Source organism: Candidatus Nitrospira nitrosa, from assembly GCF_001458735.1.
GTDB classification, from domain to species: domain Bacteria; phylum Nitrospirota; class Nitrospiria; order Nitrospirales; family Nitrospiraceae; genus Nitrospira_D; species Nitrospira_D nitrosa.
Genome location: NZ_CZQA01000001.1, coordinates 1,007,452 through 1,021,324 on the forward strand (window position 1 = coordinate 1,007,452; position 13,873 = coordinate 1,021,324).

Below are 13,873 nucleotides of genomic sequence, written 5' to 3' on the forward strand. Positions count from 1 at the left end.
TAGTGTCGTATCGTCAGTCGGTCTAGACGGTGGAAAAGACCTGCACCTGTCGCGGTTGAAGTGTCATGCGGATGCCACCTTTGGGCCGCAGGGTCACCATCAGGTGAGGCTCAACGCGCTCTTGGGCAAGGTGCAGCTCGTAGCGACGACCGATCAAGGCCAGCAGGAGTGGTCCTTCAACAGACGCAAAATGTAGCCCCACACAGGTGCGCGGTCCGGCACCAAACGGCATATAGGCATAACGAGAACCGGGCCGCCTGTCATCCAGCCATCGTTCCGGGAGAAATTGTTCAGGACTCGTCCAAAAATCCGGATGCCTATGCAGATTGTATGTGCCCACCAAGACAAATGCGCCTTCCGGCAGTGATAACCCACCGACTGTCGTGGTCGTCGCCGCTTTGCGGTGGACAGCCGGAGCTGGTGGATAGAGTCGGAGCGATTCCTCGAAGATCGCACGCGTATAGGGGAGCTCTTCAAGGTCCTCCGCATTTGGGGTACGTCCCTGGAGTACTCGGTCCACTTCCTCATGAAACCGCGCCTTCGCCTCTGGGTGTGTTGCCAGCAGGTACCAGGTCCAGGCCAGGGCGTTCGCCGTGGTCTCGTGACCTGCGGCAAAAATAGTCAGCGCTTCATCGCGCAGCTCTTGATCGCTCAGTCCCTCGCCGGTTTCTTCGTCACGTGCCTGAAGCAGCAGATCCAGCAGATCATCATGGTGCGCACCGCTCCGGCGTCGTTCCGCGAGCAGGCCATACATCAGCCCGTTCATGAACTGCATCACAGAGCGAAATTCACGGTTGCGTGCGGTCGGCACCCATAGGGGAAGGGACAAGGGATTGCTGAACGAGTCGAAGGCGTACTTGATACTGACTTGTAGCGCGTGGCTGACTCGGTCGATGTGTTGGGTCATGCTGGTGGTGAACATCGTTTGCGAGATGACTTCGAGAGCCAACTGCATCATTTCCGCGGCGATGTCGATCGTGCTCCCTGCTTGGTCTTTCCATGAAGCCAGGCGTTGCTCGCCTACGTGAGCCATGCGATCGGCCATCACGGCTATTCGGGAGCGGTGAAAGATTGGCTGGATGATGCGGCGATGTCGCTTCCAGACCTCGCCTGAACTGGTCACCAATCCATTCCCTAGCACGAGGGCGAGCCCATGTGGCTTCTGAGGGTTGTAGACCTTCACGAAACGGTCAGATTGTTTGACGAGAACCTCTTCGGCAAGATCGGGGTGACTGAACAGATAGAAGGTCTTCGGCCCCAGCCGAAAGCGGATCGCATCCCCATGTTGCCGCCACCAGGCCGAGAGGGACTCCAAAGGGCGCTGTCTAAAGACCCAGACGTGACCCAGCACCGGCACTGCACCGGGAACGTCGACCAGTCTGAAGGGGTGGGCTGAGTCCGGCATGAGAGAAGGGACGGTATCACAGTAGGTGAGGGGTGGCAAACAGGCATGGATCAACTCGGACCTTTGATCTGGCTAGCCCAAGAGCCACCGCTTTTGAATCTGTGTGATCTGCTACAAATCTAGTGGGATTGAGATAAACCGCGATTGCGGTCATCACGAGTGTATGCATTGAATAGCTCATCGTGAGGCGATGGCCCAATTGGAATTATGCGTTTGGGCGTCAATGTACCGCACAACTCGCCTCCCTTACCGGCAGGTGTTCTTCGTATCCTCACAACGCTCCACGTTCCTATTTTGGAGCTGTTTTTCGAGGAGAATCAGTATCGATGCACGCACCAATTGTGTCCAGGCCCATACACAGTTCCAAGAAAAGTCCTTCGCTGTCGAACTAACCAGTGCTGAAGTTTGTCTTCGGTGAGATGGGCTACACTACGTACATGATGCCTGGTATGGTTTGTCCGGAGAAGACCCAACCGTACGGTAACCATGGATTCGCTTGTAGTCGTGCTCTATCGTGCGTTACGATATCCAAGTAAACAGAGGTGCTTTGATATTGACGCGACGTAGATTTAGGAGGATGTCATGAGGCAAAAGCACATATTGACGGCCTTAGCCATTTTCGCCGCGACCGGAATCGTTAGCCATTCCCCGAGCCTTGCCGAAGCGGGGCAGGGGAACGCCATCACGCATTTCAACGGAATGATGAACGCAACAAATTTGAGCGAATCTTGGCAAGATGGCATGCTCTCCGCGTCGCCGCTCGACCGGTCATCGATCTTCAGAGTGGGGTCCGATAGCTATTCCGGTGGCTATCCAGGGATGTCAGGAGCTGATACGAAGCCTGGCGTTGCGCCATCCTCGCAGGGGAGTGCGCTAGGGAATCAACCTCGTTCGACGGGGGACTATAGGTTTAGTTCACCCAGTAACGACAGTCGATCTGGCTCCACCCCTTCCAATCCCTCCGACAACTACTTGAAGAAGGAATCGTCTGGATCCTCGGCTGGACCCTACGGTGGGTCCATCTACGGGGGGACCATCTATGGTGGTCTCCCATCGACGCCGAGCGCAGATCCCATGATCAAAGATTTGAGCCGGTAATCGTCAATAACGGAGAGAGGGGATTTGGCTTGAGGGGGAGGGAGCTTCCTCGGATCCGACATCAATCGAGTTTTGTGGTTCTTTCACTTAACCAGATAGGCTTGAGAGCCTCAGCTCCTCAGAAGCCGCATGGTGGTTTTGCTTTCTTGCCGGCAGGGTGCGGAAAAAGTTCACCAACGGCGTTGTCGCCTCGCTCAGAGGCTCAACGTACGGCACTGAGTACGATTCGCCTCTTCGCTCGCTGTGGCCTTGCGGGACAGCCTTTTTTCGCATCCTGCTGGGCTGTTCAGAGTCGTTTGACCTCTCGATATCTGTGACAGCGACAGAGGTCAAAACGAGTTTTTTGCAGCCTGCTAAAGTATGTGTCGCGTGATGCACTAGATTTGCCACGCGTTCTCATCGTGGTCTGGCAGCTTGTCCAGCCAGGAGCTTGTGTGCCTCTTCTTCCGGAATCTCTTCAGGTACAACCAGGACTGTGATTCGCAGGTCCGTCTACGCGCCCCTTGGGAAATGCATCCTAGGATGGTATCCTGAACTCTCGGTGCCTATTCGCCTCCACCCGTTGTGTCTGCATGATTATGAGAACCCTGCCCATGAGCAGCAGGATCTATGGCCGACTCCACACGTACCTCCTCATTTGAAAAGCACGACCTCTGGACTAAGGACCTGACGAGCATGTCCAAGTCTCGACGGTTGATCACTCAAGTGATCAGGTTAGCTACTGCCGTCGGTATGGAGTTCCGTCACCGCCTGCTCGATGCTCGGGCGGCCGGGCTGGTCTATGCGACGTTGTTGTCGTTGGTCCCATTTCTCGCCGTCATGTTCTCAGTGCTCAAGGCCTTTGATGTCCACCACGTCATCGAACCTCTCCTGGCTCAGGTGTTGGAACCGCTGGGTCCAAAGAGTCACGAGATCACAGCCACGATCGTGGGATTCGTCGATAATATCAAGATCGGTGTGTTGGGCGTCATTGGCATTGCCGGTCTCTTCTACACGACCTACTCACTCATCGACAAAATCGAACAGGCGTTGAATGCGATCTGGCAGGTCAAGCAGGGACGTACCTGGGAACGGAAGTTTGCCGACTATTTAAGCGCGGTCCTGGTAGGACCGGTCCTCGTTGTGAGCGCGTTCGGGATGGTGGCTTCACTCCAGAGCCACAGTCTGGTCCAGCGACTCATGGACATGGAACCATTTGGGACGCTGCTGGTGTGGAGCGGCGAGGTACTTCCGTTGTTGATGCTCTGCGCGGTGTTCACTTTCTTTTATAAAGTGATTCCCAATACGCAGGTTCATGTTCGTTCGGCTGCTGTCGGTGGCGTCTCGGCAGCCATCCTCTGGATCATGGCGGAGGAGATGTTTGCAAAATTCGTGGCGGCTTCCGCTAATTACAGTGCGATCTATTCAAGTTTTGCCGTGCTTATCCTGTTCCTCCTGTGGCTGTACACCGGGTGGATGATTGTGTTGATCGGGGCGCAGTTCTCATTTTTCCATCAATATCCCACAGCCTATTTGTCTCGCCTGCTGTGGGAACAGGGCACGTATGTCTTTCGTGAACAACTGGCGCTCAAAGTCTTACGAGTTCTGGGACATCACTATCTGAAAGGCGATCGTCCCTTGATGTTGCCGGAACTCTCGAGCGAATTGTGCATGCCCTTGTCGCTGGTGGAGGAGGAAGTCGAACGTCTCGTGGCCAATGGGTTCGTGGGGCGTCTTCAGGAGCCGCAAGGGTTCAGTCTTCTGAAAGCACCCGACTTGATTTTCGTCAAGGAGGTACTGAACTCAGTGCGTAATGGAACTCCGCCATGGGTTGTACCCCACCTCGAGACTAGTGATCCGGTGTCTGCGCTTTTACGCCGTCGTGATCAGGCCGTGGAGCAAGCGCTGGCCGGGGAGACGATACAGTCACTCCTACATGATCGCTCGCCGTCCCAGTCGGCTGAGTCATAACGAGTCGCGGAAGAGTCTTATTTCACGCGGTGGGCATAAGGAACGAGTCTACTCCCAATTTCCTCAATGGTCCTGAAAGGGGCGCGGTCTATGGTTGGCGCTCGGATGCCGGTGTAGTTTTATTCTGACCAAAGGAGCGCACGTAGAGCAGGACCTGCCAGGCTTCTTCTTCGGTCAGGATGAGTGGGATAAATGGCGCCATCGCGGTGCCTTTGCTGCCGTTTTTTAAAATCCAGAGAAGCTCACCATCGGTTCTAGCCGTTTGCCAGTCCTTGTCGGTGAAATTACGAGGCAAGGGGCCTTTGAGCGTTCCCGGTTCAATATCTGCTCCCAGTCCCTTGCCGTCTCTTCCATGGCAGGTGGTACAGAAGGCTTTCCCCTCAAACAGCTTCTTCCCTTTGTCAATTGTCTCTTCGGTAGCCGGCAGTGGATTCTTCCATGTGCGTACCTGCTGGAGTTGGTCCACTGGTACTCGGGGTTTCAGGATGGCTTCATCTGCTCCAAAGGCAGACAAGCCTGGCAACCCTAGTATCGACACGACCGCAACCAGCAGATAGGCACCCATGTCTATTCCTCTCGTTTCATAACCGTGCAGGGTCATCGGCTCAACGCAAAGAGTCGACCCGATCCACGAAGGATCAGGCCGACTCGCTTCAGCCGACGATTTTATTTATCCGAATATCCAGGGAATTTGTGTCCCAAGGACTGCGGGAAACTCACAGTTCCATCAGGGAATTCCTGCCCATGCTGCCACAGTTGGTACACGATGCCGTCTGTCCCTGCAGCTATTTCTACGACCTTGGCGGCCTGGTCAGCAGGCATATCCAGCACTTGAACTCGCCCGGTCGCGACCTCCACCTTATGGTCGTGGAAATGCCGGTGCCATTGAATGGCCGGGAGCTTGCGTGTGAGGTCCTTGGCGATGAAGTACTCGACCGCGACCAGCGGAGCCTTTGGATCGGTTGATTCGAAGAGCAGACATTGGAGGATCTTCTCGGAAATACCCTTGCAGTAATGATGGAACGGCCCCCCTGCTTTTCCATCCGCCATCATATGAGGCGCCTGGACATGAATGTCGTATCCGACGGCCGGACCTGCAGCAGGTTCCCCACTCACGGCTTTTTGTGTCGCAACGCCGCTACATCCGATGGCAACCAGTGCAAATGCGGCTAAGAGTCCCTGTCTCATTGGAATACCCCCCTCGTCAATTTGAGGAGCCCTCTCCTAGCCCATCTAGGTAAAGAACACCCTCAGTATTCGATGGAGCATTAGATAGCACATGGCTGAAAAGGATTCGAATAACTTCAAGAAAAAAGCTGCCACGCGTGAGCGAAGGCTAGGTGCGGATTACGATGATAGGACTGGAGAAGAAGGTGAGTTCGCCTTGGCCGGAGTAATGAGGTGTTGGGCTTGAGACGGAATCTTTCCCTGGGCATCCATCATCTCAAATATCAAACAGCACTTCAGCCTCCCGCAGACCCCGAGCAGGCGGGGATCATCGATCGGCAGGTCCATCTTCTTTGCCTGCTTGGCTGTGACCGGTTTTACGTCGGTGAGAAATGACGCGCAACATAACACCAGACCGCAGGTATCGATCCCGCCCAGTCGCCTGGCTTCCTCACGGACACCGACCTGGCGCATTTCAATCCGACCGCCAAACCGCCGTGCGAGGTCACGCACGAGCTCTCGAAAATCGATGCGTTCATCCGCCGTATAGACAAAGGTGAGCTGTCGGCGATCCATGGCTCCGTAGACCTCGACGAGTTTAAGGTAGACACTGAGATCGGAGGCTTTCGCCTTGCAATAGCTGGCCGCTTCTTCAGAGAGGCGCTCCAGTCTGGCAATCAACTCCGCTTCTTCAGAGTCTGGCTTACGCAAGATGGATTTCATGGCCCGCATGGGCGGAGTAAACGGAGCTGAGTAGGGGGGGGTGTAGACGATGCCGTAGGTTACTTCACCGTCGGCCTCGAGTAGAACTGGGTCGCCAGACGACAAGGCCAGCCCATTCGATCCCAACTTCTTGACTTCTCCCCGGTTCCTTATCTTGATGCCGACAAGCGAGACCCAGGTCGGCCATGGAGTTAACACATCGGGGTTCACAAGGGATTCCATATCCCGATCATACACAATTCCCAGGTGTGGTGAAAAGGACTGATGATGTGGATCATGTAAAAGTTTCAGCAACGGACTTTTCCCGAGGAGTTCCGTAACGCATTCATATTATGAAGGAAAAATGCTAACACGGGAGCTATCTGCTTGTGGTAGGCTAACGTCTCGGGGGGAGGAAGAGGGAGTGAGCCATGGGAACTATGTTGAAAGAGCGAAAGAAGATGCTCCGAATTCCCAATCAAGTTGTCTTGCCGTTCGGCTACCGCATCTCGGTTCGGCAGTTATCGGATGCCGAGATGGACAAGCGCGATTCGAATGCCGATGGGATCTGGGACGATGATACGAAGACTATTTATGTCCGGAAACGCCTTCCTGTAACCCGCCGCCGGTATATTCTTGCTCACGAGCTCGGTCATGCCTGGTTGGACTGGCAACATCGATATATGGACGATGGAAAGGCCAGTATCTAAGACGCCTCCCGGTCAGCCTTCCGCCAGCCGCAGGATATGTTTCCATTCGCCCGAGGTGACGGGCTGAACCGAGAGCCGAGAGCCTTTCTGCAGTAGGACCATGCCTTTCAGTGGAGGATCTTTCCGCAAGTCGTCCAATGGTAATAGTTTCGAAAATGTTCTGAGATATTTGATGTCGACCATATCCCATCTTGGTGCAGATGGCTTACTTGCAGGGTCGTAATGCTTGTCCTTCTTATCGAACTGTGTGGAATCCGGATAGGCGGTCCTGACAACTTCTGCGATACCGACGACCGCAGGGGGATCAGCGTTACTATGGTAGAACAGAACGTGATCGCCAATCGCCATTGTACGCATATAATTGCGAGCTTGATAATTACGAACCCCGTCCCAACAGGTCCTCTGGCCTGGGGCTCGCGCGAGGTCCTCGATCGAGAACGTGGAGGGCTCGGATTTCATGAGCCAATACTTTCTTGAAACCATTCCTATCACTCCCTTCTATATGATGCTCAACGGTACGGTAGGAAGCGCGGATGAACATCCGCGTTCTGAAGGCTCAAGGCCTTTCTCCTGATCGGGACTCGATAAAATCGATCAGGGCATGATAGGTCAGTTCTCTCATTTTTGCCTTACCTGGACTCTGGCCACCCAGATTTGCCTCCAGCCACACACGGTCCGAGATGGGTGAGAGGGCCTCGTTACAGAGGTCCCACATGTCATGAAGAAAACTATCCGGCAAGCCCACTTGTATTCCTTCCGATTCGATCCGGTCATCAAGTAAGGCCAACAGATCAGACACCGCCTGATCTGGGCGGTAGGGATAGGACGTAAATCCAAATTGTTGGTGGGAATGGCTCTCTTGCTCAGCCTGATCGACCAGGTCTCGCATGTACGCTTTGAGCAAACCGATGATGTGGCCGGAAAAAATTTGCGGCGATCCCATGCGCCATTATCGAGCTTCTGTGAAGAAGGAGCAAGCTGATCGACGATGACTTGGGACCGGCCAAGATCTCTGTTGAGAAGGAGAACTTTTCCAAGGCTGGAAGAAACGAGTGGTGGTTGGGCGGGGGTACACCTCGCTGCCTCGATATGAGCGACGATCTCTCATTGGCTATCTCATGCACGGCAGGGCCGATGTACCCGCGCATTGTAAACTGTACGCCTTTTCCTGCGACTCGCAAGACCCAAAGATGGCCTTATCTGGAAGTCCATTTGGGGTAGGGTGATTGAACCGGTAGGATCTGCTGTGCGTGATGGAAAAGATCCAATAGTGTTAGGAAGGGGCCTCATGGGCACAATGGCATGATGGGGCGTTGACCTCCAGCTCTTGATTCGTCCCGCAGACGCATATTACTGTCTATGCGCAAGTGAGTAGAGGAATGGATCCGATTCTGAATTGGTTGCGTCGATGATTTCCCAGGTCAGTGAGCGCTTCGAGATTTCCCTGAACACATCTGCCGGCCAAATCACCACGGCTGTCGATGTGCCGACCGGGTTCGTTCCCATTACGTCTATTGTGCCGCTCATGAGACGTTTGGGAGAAGAGGCCCAAGCCTTGGAGATTGCACGGGTGGGTGAGCAGGGAAGGGCACTTTCCTGCCAAAAAGGCTGTGCGGCTTGCTGTCGAATGTTAGTTCCCCTGTCTGCACCGGAGGCGTTTGCGGTCCGAGAGTGGGTTCGTTCTCGCCCTGCTGAGCAACAAGCTCGTATCGTTGCCCGCTTTACTGAGACAAAAGTGCGTTTGCTTTCCAAGGGGATCTGGCAACAACTATCGGAATTGTGCGGGACCTCTGAGCCCTGCAGCGACGAAATCGTAGATGAAGTGAACCATAGGTACTACGCGTTGCGGTTGGCCTGTCCGTTTCTGGAAGAAGAAAACTGCACAATCTATGATGAGCGCCCTGCAGCCTGTCGTGAACTGCTGGTGACGTCTCCTGCCGAGCGATGTGAGGATCTCCTTGCGAATCCGGTGGACACGATTGCCGCACCGATGCGGGTCAGTACGGTTCTGGGGTTGTTGTGGCAGGATGTAACGAGCACGTCGACCAGGTTGATTCCACTTCCCCTTGCTCTGGATTGGGCAGAAGCACATGCGCGAGAGAACGACCGAACCTTGAAGGGTCCCCAGCTTTTCGACCAAGCGTTGGATAAGGTCTGGCGATTTTTGAGCCAGTCGCTTTCAGATGGAGGTAGAACAGCTGGCAGCTGATTGTTTTACACGATGGCAGCCAGATGAGAGGAGAAGGAATGCAGAAGCCAGTTGTGGTGTGTTTAGACCTGGAGGGTGTGCTCGTTCCCGAGATTTGGATTAACGTCGCGCTGAAGACTGGGATTGATGAGTTGAAGGTGACCACCCGGGAGATGCCGGACTATGACCAGCTCATGAAGCAACGAATGGGGATTCTCGATCGACATGGCTTGAAGATCGGTGAGATTCAAAAGGTCATCGCCGAAATGGGTCCGTTGGAAGGGGCCATTGACTTCCTCGGCTGGCTGCGGGAGCGCGGTCAAGTGGTCATCTTGTCCGACACGTTCTATCAGTTTGCTCAGCCCCTTATGCGGCAGTTGGGCTTTCCAACACTCTTCTGTAATCAGCTTGATATTGATGCGCAGGGCCGAATCGTGAACTACCACATGCGGATGGAGAATCCAAAGAAACATGCGGTCGCCTCGCTGAAGGCATTGAATTTTTTTACCGTCGCTGCGGGGGACTCGTACAATGATATTGGGATGTTAAGGGAAGCTGATAAAGGGTTTTTCTTCAGGCCGCCGGGCCATTTGCCCAAAGAATTCCCGTCATTTCCAGTGACGCATACCTACGGCGAGCTTCAGGAGCGGTTTGTCAACATCGGCTGTTTCTCAGTCTGAAGCGTGCCAGCTAAATTGAATGAAGTTGTGCGAGGTTTGATCTCGAGGCCCAGAGTTTCCAGTACAGTACTCCCGATTGCCGAGTCTGTCCATCTCCTCCCTAGGCTGTCGCGGTACTCCATCAGAAGTTGATCCAAAGCTGAGCATAGGCCCAGTCTTGACCAACTGCTCGTCGCCCGAGATTTTGAGAAATGTACGAACCGGGAAAGAGGTGACCGTACCCTGCCTGAAAGGCAACCATACCTTGCATGAAGAAGTGCGTCAAAGCAACGTCCACCTCGTCTCCGATATGGGTCTTGGTATTACCTGGTTGAGAGAAGACGTAGACACCTTGACTGGCTCGGTACCAATTGTCCTTCGCATTGGCAAGATGGAGGTTGGTGTACCATATTTCGATATGATCATCCGGAGAGAGACGGGCCTGGAAGTTTCCTGAAAAGCTCATCATGTTTTTCCATCCCATCACATCCATGTACCCCATATGGATGTGGTTCGTCGGGAAAAAATTTTCAAAGGTATTGGCCGTCTTACATGCTCCGTAGGCTCCGTTCGATAATGTGCAATTTGCACGACCGTCACCGGACGCATAATCAAAATTGAATGCGATGCGAGGCTTACCGGGCAAGTTAAATGCTGTGTATCCGATCCAGTTTCTGGTAGCCCAGGCGTTGATGTGGAGACATTTCCCTTCTCCTCCGGGATCACCACAGAGGCTACTGGCACTGCCGGCGGTGTCCCCCATCTGGCCGAATTGGTAGACCACCTCACTTGAGAAGTCGAAGTAGCCTTTTTTCATGGCAATCCGGTTTCCGATGACATGGCGGGTTTGATTCCCATGCTTGGGAGTCCCAAGTCCTTGGAAGGAGACATCGCCCCCTCCAAGATTGTTTTTGTAATAGATGTAGAAGGGTTCGATCAGAAAGCCTGGTACCGCCTTGATTTGATTGTAGAAGATAATAAAATCCGCATCACCAGCCGCATTTCTCGCCTGACCAGTGCCGCCGATATTCGGTCCGCCGCTTCCGAGGGTAGCGCCCTGCAGGAGATCGGTTTCCGCTGTACGAAACCAGCCGAGGTGCGTATCTATAATATTGGTCGAATACTGCAGCATCACCCCGTCAAATGACCATCCGGTATTGGCCCAATCAAAGTGACCGAAGAGGCTCTGATCTCCAAAGACGAGGTATTGTCGTCCTGCCTTGAGTCCTAGTCCTTGGACGCCGGCAAAGTTTCGAATCAGCATGTAGCCGGCTCGGATTCCAAGGGTGCAGGCAGGTCGTACGTTTGCGGGGGTGGATCCAACAAGGGTCGAGCCGCAGGTATGAATGGCAGGATCTCCATTATTTCCCGCGCCATTCGCACCGACGGGCGTTCCATTCCCACCCCATGTTCTCGAGTCGATGAATTCCATGTAGAAATTGACGTCTGGTGAAAGATCGTACCCGATACCTAATCGAGTCATCTGCTGGACGAATTGGTCGTTTGCCTTGCCAGGAAGGTTGTTGGCAACGAGTCCGGGTGCGTTACATTGGCCAGCGGCTCCAATACCGCCACCAAAGCAGACATTGGTCCGATACTCTGGTCTCACACGCATGTCGGCACGCATCCAGAGATTTTTCAGATTGAAATTGCGACCGATCTTTGGATCGAACGGCTCATACGCCTCTTTCTGGGGAATACCCCGCCCGATGACGATGGGGTTCGTGATTTTTTCTCCCTCAGGGAGTTGAAAGGCCGCTTGTACTGTGGAATGACCTGCGAAGAGACTGACCACGGTCAGGAATTGTACAAGTGCGTTCTTTGCGTATCCGGACTTCTTCGGTGTTCCCATACCATTCAGTGTGTCCATAATGTCGTTAGACAGGCGGATATCATCTAGTGCTCTCATCGTCAGGTGGATTTGGTTGCGGTCTCAAAAACCCAAGGGATTTACGTACGAACCCGAGGGGGAGAACAGCTGGGCCAGGGTGTCCAACCATCGTCACGAAGATCTTGATGAGTGTGAAGCTACGAGATGTGGGTGAGGCGGCTGTCTTTCTCCTTTATGAGGGTGGTCAAGCTGGGTGAGCCTATTTGGGTCATACGGGGCCGGACTTAGATAATGCTGATGGACTCGTCTCTTCAGACTTGGGTTCGGCCGTGAGTTCTTCTTCGGCTTCTTTGAGGGAGGCCTGAAGGTCTTGTTCTACCATTTTGACTTCCTGCTGTATCATATTGAGCTCCGGCTCGACGGATTTGCGAAGATCTTCAGCCGTATCTTTAAAGCCCCTGATGGCTTTCCCAACTTGACGACCGACTTCCGGCAGTTCTTTGGGTCCAAAGAGGAGAAAGGCGATGATCAAAATGATGAGGATCTCGCCTGCGCCCAGTCCAAACATGATTGGTTATTGCGGTAATTGTCTGACGGCGCCCCGTCATTTGTTCATCCACCTGGGGGTGGGCTGTCAGCCTTGTTTCACCTGAGTGGGTTGGGTGGTCGCGGGCCCGGGCGATGGAGTTGGTTCAGTGTGCGTGCCGACCTGAGCAGCAGCGCTAGCCTGAGGGGCACCATGTAAAGGCTGTTCGCCTGGCGTGACATCGATCGCGTCGGCTTCATGAACCGATTTCTTAAAACCCTTGATGGCTTTACCGAGCCCTTCTCCCAATTGGGGCAGTTTCCCTGCACCGAAGATTATCAGCACAATAATCAGGATCAGGAGTAGTTCCATCCAACCAAATGAGCCGAACATGATTTCCTCTGATCGATAGGGACTACTGTGTCTGTCGATGACATGACAGAGTAGTGTAATTGCGCACCCGTTATCCCCCCGAGGCTATCTGAATATTCAGGGACAAGTCAAGGAGCAGGGTTTCATGACGAGGGTGGGAAGGGTTGTATGATGCCACCACCAAGAACATCGTCTCCACTATAGAATACAGCCGATTGTCCAGGACTTAATGCTCGCTGGGGCTGGCTGAATTGGACATGTAAGGCCGACGAGTTCAGCGGTGTGAGTGTTGCGAGCGTCGGCGGCGTTGCATACCGGACCTTCACGTACACTTCTGTACTCTGAGATGGGAAATCGGGAGCAAACATATTCAGGTCGTTGACGGTGCATTCTGAGTGCAGTCGTTCGGCCGGCCCGAGCACGACTGTATTGGTGGTCGGGTGTACCTGATGAACGTAAAGACGCTGGCCTGTGGCAATACCAAGGCCGCGACGCTGTCCGGGTGTATAGAACGCAATACCGTCATGTCGACCCAGTGGACGGCCCTCCTGGTCAATAAACAATCCCTGCTTCATTGAATGGGGCGCCTCTTTTTCCAGAAACGTTCGATAATCACCCTGACTCACGAAGCAGATCTCCTGGCTTTCCTTAAGCTCTTCCACGGGGAGGCCCAGCGCCTCGGCTTCTCTCCAGACTGCGGCTTTCTCCATACTGCCCAAGGGAAAGAGGAGACGAGGGAGCCATTCAGCCCGCAGGCGATAGAGAAAGTATGTTTGGTCTTTTCGAGGATCGACTGACCGTGAGAGGACGAAGAATCTTCGGTGGTCATGCAATCGCGCGTAGTGCCCGGTTGCCACATAGTCGAATCTGCGTTGTAGCGCCAGCTCAATAAGGGTATGAATCTTTACCCGTTCATTACATCGGACACAGGGGTTGGGTGTCGTACCAGTGGTATAACCTTGGATGAAGTCGTCGATGACAGCCTGGCGAAATGTATGCCGGGTATCAACGACCTCGTGCGGGATGTCGAGGAGTTTCGCGACATGCCGTGCGATTCCAACCTTGCAACAGCCTCGCTCTTGCCACTTCTTTGATGTGGCGGTTGCGTCGTCTTCATGTTCCCATACCTGAAGGGTGATGCCATGGACGTCATAGCCTTGGCGGACGAGCAATGCAGCGGCGACGGAGCTATCAACGCCCCCGCTCATACCTAAGAGCACAGATTTCCGATTCATAGAATCGACATTGTACCGAGGGTCTAGGGG

At 53.9% G+C, this 13,873-nt stretch carries 15 protein-coding genes; 5 read left to right on the forward strand and 10 right to left on the reverse strand.

All coding sequences use genetic code 11. The features are described from left to right. Nucleotides 1–22 precede the first annotated feature (22 nt). The gene (locus tag COMA1_RS04805; RefSeq protein ID WP_090744524.1) at nucleotides 23–1,405 is read right to left on the reverse strand and encodes a cytochrome P450; all 1,383 of its coding nucleotides are present in this window, start codon (nucleotides 1,403–1,405) and stop codon (nucleotides 23–25) included. Nucleotides 1,406–1,987: 582 nt separating this feature from the next. On the opposite strand from COMA1_RS04805, the gene COMA1_RS04810 reads away from it, so the two are divergent. After that, on the forward strand, nucleotides 1,988–2,503 hold the full coding sequence (locus COMA1_RS04810) for a hypothetical protein (RefSeq protein WP_090744526.1): 516 nt from the start codon (nucleotides 1,988–1,990) through the stop codon (nucleotides 2,501–2,503). 675 nt (nucleotides 2,504–3,178) lie between these two features. After that, nucleotides 3,179–4,453 carry a YihY/virulence factor BrkB family protein gene (locus COMA1_RS04815; RefSeq protein ID WP_176697859.1) on the forward strand — a complete coding sequence of 425 codons (1,275 nt, stop codon included), beginning with the start codon at nucleotides 3,179–3,181 and terminating at the stop codon, nucleotides 4,451–4,453. An 88-nt stretch (nucleotides 4,454–4,541) separates the two neighbouring features. On the opposite strand, the gene COMA1_RS04820 is transcribed toward COMA1_RS04815, so the two are convergent. From COMA1_RS04820 to COMA1_RS04830, 3 genes are all read right to left on the reverse strand, one after another. Beyond that, entirely contained in the window at nucleotides 4,542–5,018 is a 477-nt protein-coding gene (locus COMA1_RS04820) for a c-type cytochrome (RefSeq protein WP_090744532.1), read from the reverse strand. 101 nt (nucleotides 5,019–5,119) lie between these two features. Continuing rightward, nucleotides 5,120–5,641: a DUF1264 domain-containing protein gene (locus tag COMA1_RS04825; protein ID WP_090744535.1), complete on the reverse strand. Its 522-nt coding sequence runs from the start codon at nucleotides 5,639–5,641 to the stop codon at nucleotides 5,120–5,122. A gap of 159 nt (nucleotides 5,642–5,800) precedes the next feature. Beyond that, on the reverse strand, nucleotides 5,801–6,565 hold the full coding sequence (locus tag COMA1_RS04830; protein WP_141654222.1) for a PSP1 domain-containing protein: 765 nt from the start codon (nucleotides 6,563–6,565) through the stop codon (nucleotides 5,801–5,803). Nucleotides 6,566–6,753: 188 nt separating this feature from the next. On the opposite strand from COMA1_RS04830, the gene COMA1_RS04835 reads away from it, so the two are divergent. Next, entirely contained in the window at nucleotides 6,754–7,032 is a 279-nt protein-coding gene (locus COMA1_RS04835) for an ImmA/IrrE family metallo-endopeptidase (protein ID WP_090744542.1), read from the forward strand. Between the two features lie 12 nt (nucleotides 7,033–7,044). On the opposite strand, the gene COMA1_RS04840 is transcribed toward COMA1_RS04835, so the two are convergent. Together COMA1_RS04840 and COMA1_RS04845 are read right to left on the reverse strand one after the other, a co-directional pair. Next, on the reverse strand, nucleotides 7,045–7,515 hold the full coding sequence (locus COMA1_RS04840; RefSeq protein WP_090744546.1) for an EVE domain-containing protein: 471 nt from the start codon (nucleotides 7,513–7,515) through the stop codon (nucleotides 7,045–7,047). Nucleotides 7,516–7,588: 73 nt separating this feature from the next. Further along, nucleotides 7,589–7,975 (reverse strand): hypothetical protein, encoded by a 387-nt coding sequence (locus COMA1_RS04845; protein WP_090744549.1) that lies wholly within the window; start codon nucleotides 7,973–7,975, stop codon nucleotides 7,589–7,591. A 465-nt stretch (nucleotides 7,976–8,440) separates the two neighbouring features. Here COMA1_RS04845 and COMA1_RS04850 point away from each other — a divergent pair, with 465 nt between their 5' ends. Continuing rightward, nucleotides 8,441–9,241 (forward strand): YkgJ family cysteine cluster protein, encoded by an 801-nt coding sequence (locus tag COMA1_RS04850; protein WP_090744552.1) that lies wholly within the window; start codon nucleotides 8,441–8,443, stop codon nucleotides 9,239–9,241. Nucleotides 9,242–9,279: 38 nt separating this feature from the next. After that, nucleotides 9,280–9,900, forward strand: a complete 621-nt coding sequence (gene thrH, locus COMA1_RS04855; protein ID WP_090744555.1) for a bifunctional phosphoserine phosphatase/homoserine phosphotransferase ThrH — start codon at nucleotides 9,280–9,282, stop codon at nucleotides 9,898–9,900. Nucleotides 9,901–10,021: 121 nt separating this feature from the next. On the opposite strand, the gene COMA1_RS04860 is transcribed toward thrH, so the two are convergent. From COMA1_RS04860 to mnmA, 4 genes are all read right to left on the reverse strand, one after another. Next, on the reverse strand, nucleotides 10,022–11,749 hold the full coding sequence (locus COMA1_RS04860) for an alginate export family protein (protein ID WP_245630849.1): 1,728 nt from the start codon (nucleotides 11,747–11,749) through the stop codon (nucleotides 10,022–10,024). A 229-nt stretch (nucleotides 11,750–11,978) separates the two neighbouring features. Further along, nucleotides 11,979–12,278, reverse strand: coding sequence for a twin-arginine translocase TatA/TatE family subunit (gene tatA, locus COMA1_RS04865; RefSeq protein WP_090744558.1), 300 nt, complete (start codon nucleotides 12,276–12,278; stop codon nucleotides 11,979–11,981). Nucleotides 12,279–12,344: 66 nt separating this feature from the next. Then, nucleotides 12,345–12,629, reverse strand: a complete 285-nt coding sequence (gene tatA / locus COMA1_RS21780; RefSeq protein ID WP_281176219.1) for a twin-arginine translocase TatA/TatE family subunit — start codon at nucleotides 12,627–12,629, stop codon at nucleotides 12,345–12,347. Between the two features lie 122 nt (nucleotides 12,630–12,751). Next, the gene (gene mnmA / locus COMA1_RS04875; RefSeq protein WP_090744561.1) at nucleotides 12,752–13,843 is read right to left on the reverse strand and encodes a tRNA 2-thiouridine(34) synthase MnmA; all 1,092 of its coding nucleotides are present in this window, start codon (nucleotides 13,841–13,843) and stop codon (nucleotides 12,752–12,754) included. Nucleotides 13,844–13,873: the final 30 nt, after the last annotated feature.

Coding starts and splice junctions, on each gene's coding strand:
- COMA1_RS04860 (WP_245630849.1), bottom strand. CDS start 11,749: ATGGACACACTGAATGGTATGGGAACACCGAAGAAGTCCGGATACGCA.
- COMA1_RS04835 (WP_090744542.1), top strand. CDS start 6,754: ATGGGAACTATGTTGAAAGAGCGAAAGAAGATGCTCCGAATTCCCAAT.
- tatA (WP_090744558.1), bottom strand. CDS start 12,278: ATGTTTGGACTGGGCGCAGGCGAGATCCTCATCATTTTGATCATCGCC.
- COMA1_RS04805 (WP_090744524.1), bottom strand. CDS start 1,405: ATGCCGGACTCAGCCCACCCCTTCAGACTGGTCGACGTTCCCGGTGCA.
- COMA1_RS04850 (WP_090744552.1), top strand. CDS start 8,441: ATGATTTCCCAGGTCAGTGAGCGCTTCGAGATTTCCCTGAACACATCT.
- COMA1_RS04825 (WP_090744535.1), bottom strand. CDS start 5,641: ATGAGACAGGGACTCTTAGCCGCATTTGCACTGGTTGCCATCGGATGT.
- COMA1_RS04815 (WP_176697859.1), top strand. CDS start 3,179: ATGTCCAAGTCTCGACGGTTGATCACTCAAGTGATCAGGTTAGCTACT.
- COMA1_RS04845 (WP_090744549.1), bottom strand. CDS start 7,975: ATGGGATCGCCGCAAATTTTTTCCGGCCACATCATCGGTTTGCTCAAA.
- mnmA (WP_090744561.1), bottom strand. CDS start 13,843: ATGAATCGGAAATCTGTGCTCTTAGGTATGAGCGGGGGCGTTGATAGC.
- COMA1_RS04820 (WP_090744532.1), bottom strand. CDS start 5,018: ATGGGTGCCTATCTGCTGGTTGCGGTCGTGTCGATACTAGGGTTGCCA.
- COMA1_RS04810 (WP_090744526.1), top strand. CDS start 1,988: ATGAGGCAAAAGCACATATTGACGGCCTTAGCCATTTTCGCCGCGACC.
- tatA (WP_281176219.1), bottom strand. CDS start 12,629: ATGTTCGGCTCATTTGGTTGGATGGAACTACTCCTGATCCTGATTATT.
- thrH (WP_090744555.1), top strand. CDS start 9,280: ATGCAGAAGCCAGTTGTGGTGTGTTTAGACCTGGAGGGTGTGCTCGTT.
- COMA1_RS04830 (WP_141654222.1), bottom strand. CDS start 6,565: ATGGAATCCCTTGTGAACCCCGATGTGTTAACTCCATGGCCGACCTGG.
- COMA1_RS04840 (WP_090744546.1), bottom strand. CDS start 7,515: ATGGTTTCAAGAAAGTATTGGCTCATGAAATCCGAGCCCTCCACGTTC.